7 protein-coding genes are annotated in these 6850 nt (G+C 68.6%); all 7 read left to right on the top strand.

The window, feature by feature from the left end:
• Positions 1 to 291 (top strand): response regulator transcription factor (locus NJ1_RS38175; RefSeq protein WP_245717422.1); only part of this gene is annotated, 291 nt, incomplete at its 5' end.
• Between the two features lie 45 nt (positions 292 to 336).
• Positions 337 to 1470 (top strand): hypothetical protein, encoded by a 1134-nt coding sequence (locus NJ1_RS16705; protein ID WP_067694754.1) that lies wholly within the window; start codon positions 337 to 339, stop codon positions 1468 to 1470.
• A 104-nt stretch (positions 1471 to 1574) separates the two neighbouring features.
• Positions 1575 to 2939 carry a S1 family peptidase gene (locus tag NJ1_RS16710; protein ID WP_067694758.1) on the top strand — a complete coding sequence of 455 codons (1365 nt, stop codon included), beginning with the start codon at positions 1575 to 1577 and terminating at the stop codon, positions 2937 to 2939.
• Positions 2940 to 3183: 244 nt separating this feature from the next.
• Positions 3184 to 4449 carry a S1 family peptidase gene (locus NJ1_RS16715; protein ID WP_439957697.1) on the top strand — a complete coding sequence of 422 codons (1266 nt, stop codon included), beginning with the start codon at positions 3184 to 3186 and terminating at the stop codon, positions 4447 to 4449.
• Between the two features lie 204 nt (positions 4450 to 4653).
• Positions 4654 to 5490: an NRDE family protein gene (locus tag NJ1_RS16720; protein ID WP_067694763.1), complete on the top strand. Its 837-nt coding sequence runs from the start codon at positions 4654 to 4656 to the stop codon at positions 5488 to 5490.
• A gap of 78 nt (positions 5491 to 5568) precedes the next feature.
• Entirely contained in the window at positions 5569 to 6375 is an 807-nt protein-coding gene (locus NJ1_RS16725) for an ABC transporter permease (RefSeq protein ID WP_067694766.1), read from the top strand.
• 121 nt (positions 6376 to 6496) lie between these two features.
• A partial coding sequence (locus NJ1_RS16730; protein ID WP_157574052.1) for an ATP-binding cassette domain-containing protein occupies positions 6497 to 6850 on the top strand: 354 nt, incomplete at its 3' end.

A 6850-nucleotide genomic window follows, 5' to 3' on the forward strand; every position in this document is an offset into this window, starting at 1 on the left:
GTCCGCGCGCAGGCGCGTCCGCCGGAGCCCGCGGCCCGTCCGCCCGTTCCGGTGACACCGCAGGCGAGCCCGGAACCGGTAACCGATACGGTTCTGAGTGAACGCGAGCGTGAGGTCGCCGAGCTGGTACTTCTGGGTCTGACCTACCGTGAGATAGGCGGACGCCTGTACATATCGGCGAAAACAGTGGAGCATCACGTGGCCCGGATACGGCGTCGGATCGGTGCCGGCTCGCGTTCGGAGTTATTGTCAATGCTCCGCGCTATGGGTCACGGTTCGCTCCTTGTCTGACCCCGGCGCGGGGAGGATCCGGACGCACCGAGTGAGGTAACGACGATGGCCACAGGGGTGGGCCTGCGCATCGCCGACGACGAATCCGTCGTCGCGGTGGTCACCGGCGACGACGCCACACTCCCGGTGCACTACATCGTGCGCGAGTCGACCCTGCACATGTCCGACGACGGGGACGCGGTGCTGGGCGGCCCGCAGCCGGACGGACATTCCCATTCGATCAGTGGTTTCGTCACCTCCGTCGGTGATCCCGCCGGCATCTCGGTGGACGACGGCGAGGCGTATCGCGCCGAGGATCTGCTCGCCACCGCCGCGTTCTGCCTGATCAACCTGGCCGCCGATCATCTCAACGGCCCGGCCGAGTTCTACGCCACGCATCCCCGGGAATGGCCGGAGGAGAACATCCAGTCCGTGCGCGAGGCGCTGGACTATCTGGGCCTCAAGTCGGTGGTCCTGGTCAGCGAGGCCGACCTGCCGCAGCCGGAGTCCGACACCGGCAAGACGTTCGCCTACAACGCCGCCCGCGCGGCGCTGGCCGCGGTGCTGTCCACCCCCGCCGGTCTCACTCCGCCGGACGTCTCCACCCCGGCCGTGAACGCCGCCGATGTGACGGACGTGCTGCCCGCGCTCAATTCCGCCATCCTCGCGCAGGCGTACTCGGCCGCGATCCCGACCGCGACCACCTCCGAACCCGCCGTCGCCGAACCGGTCACCGTCCCGCCGGCACCGTCCGCGCCGAAGGCCCCGCGCGGCCCGTACATCATCGCCGCGGCCGCGGCCATCCTCGGTTTGCTGCTGGGTGGCCTCGGGGTGGCGGCGGTGTTGCGACCCGACGATTCGACGCCCGGCCCGCCGCGCGGGGAGGTGCGCTCCGAACCGGTGATGACCGGTGGCGCGATCCCGCCGCCCGCCGGAAACTCGGGCGCGGACACCACCACACCGGCCGCGCCGCCGGTACAGATTTCGGAGATTCCGCCCACCACGGAAGCGCCGCCGCCGATCACGACTCTCGCCGCGCCGCCGCCGACCACATCCGACGCGCCGCAGCCTCCCCCGCGCACCACGCCGCCGACGACCACGCCCAAGGTTCCGCCGTATTACCGGTATCCGACCATCCCCACGTGGGAGATCCCGGTTCCGCCGGCGCTGCCGGACCCGTGGCCGACGAATCCGCAATGATTTCGTAGAGACCTTTCGCGACTCGTGCCCTAAAGTGATGCGCTGACCGATGTTCCGCGAAGTAACCGGGGCGTCGGTCTGCTGGTGCACTACGAAGGGACTCCATGCGCAAGTTCATGGCGCGCCGCGCCGCGGTTCGAGCAGCATCCATCGCTTTCGCCTCGACCGTACTTGTCGGTCCCCTGTTGACGACGACTCCCGCGAGCGCGGAACCGGCGTCACCGAACCAACTTTCCGTCGACGCTCTCCCGCCCGAACTGGCGGTGGCGATCGCACGCGATCTGAAGATGACGCCTGCGGAATACCTGGACCGGGCCGCGCAGGCGCAGCAATTACGGGACTACGCAAAGGAATTCCGCGCCGAGCGCCCGGATGAATTCGCGGGCGCCTGGCTCGGCAACGACGGTAAACCGGTACTGGCGGTGACCTCGCTCGATGCCGCACGCATCGCCGCCGCGGACGGTTATCAGACCAGGCTCGCGCCGATCAGCGCGGACAATCTCGAGGGCTCGCTGGATCAGCTGAACGCGGCGGTCACCAGCATGCCGCGCGAGATCTCCGATGCCATCAACTCGGTCGCGATCGATTTCCTCAACAGCCAGCTGGTGTTGAGCGTGGCGAATACGCCGGCCGGGCACCTGCTGAATCTGCCCACCCTGATCGCGAATATCAAGGTGGTCCTCTCGCCGAACAGCGGCGGTCCGGTCGAACGCCGTCCGATGGGTGGCGACACCTACATCAGCGCGCCGACCTCACTGGACGACAAGGCGCTGCAGAGCGTGGACGTGTGCTCGTTCGGCTTCAACGCGGTGGACGGCAATGGCAATGCGCTGAACATCAGTGCCGGGCATTGCAATCCGAATATCGGCAAGGCCAACGAGAAGGCCGATGTCTATCTTCCGAACGTTCGCAATCTGACCGCCAGCCCGCAGGTCGGCACCTTCGTGACCTCGCAGCTGGGCGGCCGCAGCTCGCTCGACTACTCGGTCATCAAGCTGAACGAGGACGCGGTGCGCGGCGGCATGGATCAGCCGTCGGTGCGCGGCGCGAACGGCACCACCCTCACCGTCACCGGTGTGGCGGATCCGATCACCGGCGCGCCGGTCTGCAAGTCGGGCCAATCCTCCACGTTCACTTGCGGTTTCGTGGTGGCGGATCGGGTCGAGACCCAGCTGTACACCTCCGAGGGCCAGTCCAAGACGGTCCGCGGCTTCGCGAGCAGCGCGTGCACCCTGGGCGGTGACAGCGGCGGCGCGATCGTCTCGGGCACGCTGGCCCTGGGCATCACCAGCGGTTCGAACGCGGCCGACGCTCCGAACTGCAACGAGGCCAACAGCGCGCTGGCCCAGTACGGCGGAACCGCGTCGCTCGGAATTCCGGTGCGCGCGATTCTCGCCGATATCGACGCCAATTCCGGCGGCGGTCTCGGCAGCGGGATCCAGGTGCGCACTCGTCCGAATGCGGGCTGAAAAGGTAGTACGAAATAACGGGCGTGTCGGGTTCGGCCGAATTCGGTCACCCAACACGCCCGTTCCGCACTCATCGGCAACCGCTCCGACAGCCGACTGTTTGCCCATGAAATACCCAAACGTCACTCGGACATGAGTAGGCATAACCGCCCCGAACCCATATAGTCGGCTCATGCTCCTGCCACGTATGCGCTCGAATTCGCCTGCCGTGGGTCATCGACCTCGGCCCTTCGTCCGTTCAGCAGTGATCGCGGCCGCAGCGCTGCTGGTCGCCGGACCGTTGGCAGGCAGCGCACACGCGGAACCCGCGACTCCCGATCTGCCGGCCGAACTCGTCGCCGCGATCTCCCGCGATCTCAAGATCTCTCCGCAGGACTACCTGCAGCGCGCCGATCTCGCCCAGCAGATCGCGGCCTTCGCCACCACCGCTCAGCGCCAGTTCCCGCAGGTCTTCGCCGGCGCCTGGCTGAACGAGGGCGGCCAGGCCGTCATCGCGCTGGCCGACGGCCCCGAGATCGACAAGGCCCGCAAGGCCGTTCAGGATGCCGGATTCGTCGCCAAGGACGTCTCCAAGAGCGAGTCGACCCTGCGCAGCGAGAAGAACGCCTTCCAGAGCTGGCTCAAGGATCAGCCCGCCGACGTGTCCAAGTCCGTCCGCGGTGTGGCCATCGACACCGTCAACAACACCATCGCCGTGCGCGTGGACAAGGCCGGGCTGCCCATGCCCGGCTTCGTGGACCCGGCGCAGGTCATCGTGATGCCCGTGCCGCCGACCGGCAGCGAAGAGGCCAACGTTCAGCAGGCCGGTGCCGTCGCCGGTGAGGGCCCGCGCGCCCTGGCCGCCGGTGACGCCTACGCCTCGGTGGCCGGCCGCATGTCGCTGCGCTGCTCGCTCGGCTTCAACGGTACCGACGGTTCCGGCAATGTCGTGAACATCAGTGCGGGCCACTGCAACCCCAACATCCCCGCCACCGGCGGCGCGAACTCGCCCGGCGTGTTCGAGCTGGTGGGCAGCGAGAACCTGGGTTCGCAGGTCGGCTCGTTCCAGAAGTCGGTGCTCGGCGCCCAGGACTACTCGGTCATCTCGATCAACGACCAGGCCCGGGATCGCTTCTCCAACAACCTGGTCCGCGTCCCGGGCGCGGCGCCGATCGCCGTCTCCGGCGTGGCCGTGCCGGTCGTCGGCGCGCCGGTCTGCAAGTCGGGCTCACGCACCGGCTTCAGCTGCGGCGTCGTGAACGCCGTCGATCAGACCGTCCAGGTCGGCGAGCGCACCATGACGCAGAGCTTCTCCGCCAACATCTGCGCCCTGCCCGGCGACAGCGGCGGCCCGATCGTGACCGGCACCCTGGCCCTGGGCATCTCCAGCGCCTCCTCGGTCGCCGACTACCCGATCTGCGAGATCCCCAACCTGATCGGCCTGATCACCGGCAACGCCCCGCAGCTGTTCGCGCAGCCGGTGAGCGTGGTCCTGTCGGACAACCCGGGTCTGCGGGTCCGCACCAGCTAGCCCCGTACGTCACGAGCATCGAAAAGGCCGGTAGCCCAGCGCTACCGGCCTTTTTCGTTTCCCGGCCCAGGGCTCTCCCGGACGGCCCGCCGGGCGTCGCACCGGGGTCGAACCCGGGCGGGGCAGTGTTCGGGCGGCAGGCGGACATCGAGCGGGCCGCAGTGGCGTGGCACGGGTGCGCGAGGGTCGGGCATCCTTGGGAGTATGTGTTTGGTACTGCTCGGGTGGCGGGCTCATCCGGAGTACCGGTTGATCGTCGCCGCCAACCGCGACGAGTTCTTCACCCGGCCAACGGAATCGCTGCGCTGGTGGGACGAGATGCCCGGCATGCTGGCCGGACGGGACCTGGGCGCCGGCGGGGAGCTCCCGGGTACCTGGCTCGGAATGGCGCGTGACTCCCATCGATTCGCGACGGTGACCAATGTGCGCGGGCGCGACGAGGCCCGCGCCGACGCCCGCTCGCGCGGCGCGCTGCTGATGGATTTCCTGGGCGGCGAGACCGATTCGGAGAAGTTCGTGCGCGGCGTCGCGGCCGCGGCCGACGACTACAACGGCTTCAACCTGGCGGTCTCGGATCTGGAGACGCTGTGGTGGCACAGCAACCGCAGCCGGCAGGCCCCGCGCGAACTCGCGCCGGGCTTCCACGGCGTCTCGAACGGTGCTCTGATGGGTTCCCTGGAACCCTCCGGCGAGATCGCCACGGGTGTCGACACCCCCGCGTGGCCGAAGGTCCGTGAGGGCGTGCGCGCCCTGCACGCGGTGGTCGAGTCCGATCCCGAGAATGTGGAGGGCTACCTGGAGGTTCTGGCCGACCGCACCCGCGCCGGGAGCGCCGAGCTGCCGCACACCGGCCTGAGCAGGCTCTCCGAGCGCGCCGTCTCGTCCCGCTTCGTCATCCATCCGCTGCACGGAACCCGATGCAGCACAGTGCTGCTGGTCCGCGAGGACGGCAGTTTCGAGATGACCGAGCGGTCCTTCGCGCGGTTCGGCCGCCGGCGCGGCACCGTGTCCTTCCACGGCAGGCTGGACCTTCCGGCCTGAGCGCACCGCGCTCGCCGACAAATTCTCGAGCTGATTCCAACCCTGTCGCCATTCCCGCACCGGCGGCACCATCCACGCATGCTGTTGGAGAGGCCCACCGAAAACGGCGCACGACGGACACCGCTGTACCGACGCGCGGGATTTCTGCGCGCGCTCTCACCGGTCGCGCTGCTGCTGATCTGGCAGATCGGCAGTACCAGCGGCTGGATTCCCGCCAAGAAACTGCCCGCGCCGTCGAAAGTCATCGACGCCGGGCTCGAGATCTACCGATCCGGTCAGCTCACCGACGCCGTGCTGGTCTCGGGCGGCCGTGCGCTCTACGGCTTCGCGCTCGGCGCGGCGCTCGCACTGGTGCTGGGCGTATTCGCCGGGCTCAGCAAGATCGGCGAATACGCCGTCGACCCGCCGCTGCAGATGATCCGCACCATTCCGCTGTTCGGGCTGATTCCGCTGTTCATCATCTGGTTCGGCATCGGCGAGGAGCCGAAGGTCTACCTGATCGCGCTCGGCGTCTTCTTTCCGCTGTACCTCAACACCTTCTCGGGCATCCGCCAACTCGACCCCAAGCTGCTCGAACTCGGCGGCGCCCTGCACCTGAGCCTCGCCGAGCGACTGCGGCTGCTGATCCTGCCCGGCGCGCTGCCGCAGATCCTGGTGGGTGTGCGACAGAGCCTCGGCATCGCCTGGCTCTCGCTCATCGTCGCCGAACAGATCAATGCCAGCGCCGGTCTCGGCTTCGTGGTCAACAACGCCCGCGAATTCCTGCGGACCGACATCGTGGTGTTCGGCCTGGTGATCTACAGCCTCCTCGGCCTGCTCACCGACTCGATCGTGCGCCTGCTGGAACGCCGTGCGCTGCGCTGGCGTCCGGCACTGCACCGCTGATGTCCGCCTTCGACTCTGTCCCGCTGTCACCCGTCTCCGACTTCGTCGATCGAGGGATCCACCCCATTCCCCCGGTCGGCCGGCCCGCCATCCGCCGCCGTTCGATCGAGAGGTTCCCGTCATGACCGCCACCATCGCCACATCCGTACCCACGACATCGACCGCGACCACGGCCTCGACCGGGGCTACCGCCGCGCGAATCACAGGTCTGGGCAAGCGCTTCGGTGACCGGACCGTGCTGTACGGCATCGATCTGGAGCTCGGCGCGGGCGAGATCGTCGCGCTCGTCGGGCGCAGCGGCTCGGGTAAGTCGACCCTGCTGCGCATTCTCGGCGGACTCGACACCGCGAGTCGCGGCACGGTGGCCGTGGAGGGCAGGCCGACGATCGTCTTCCAGGAGGCGCGCCTGATTCCGTGGCAGCCGGTGGTGCGCAATGTCGCGCTGGGCCGGCCCCGGCCGCGCAATCGCCGTGCC

It is taken from the genome of Nocardia jejuensis NBRC 103114, assembly GCF_001613145.1.
In the GTDB taxonomy this organism is placed as follows: Bacteria; Actinomycetota; Actinomycetes; order Mycobacteriales; family Mycobacteriaceae; genus Nocardia; species Nocardia jejuensis.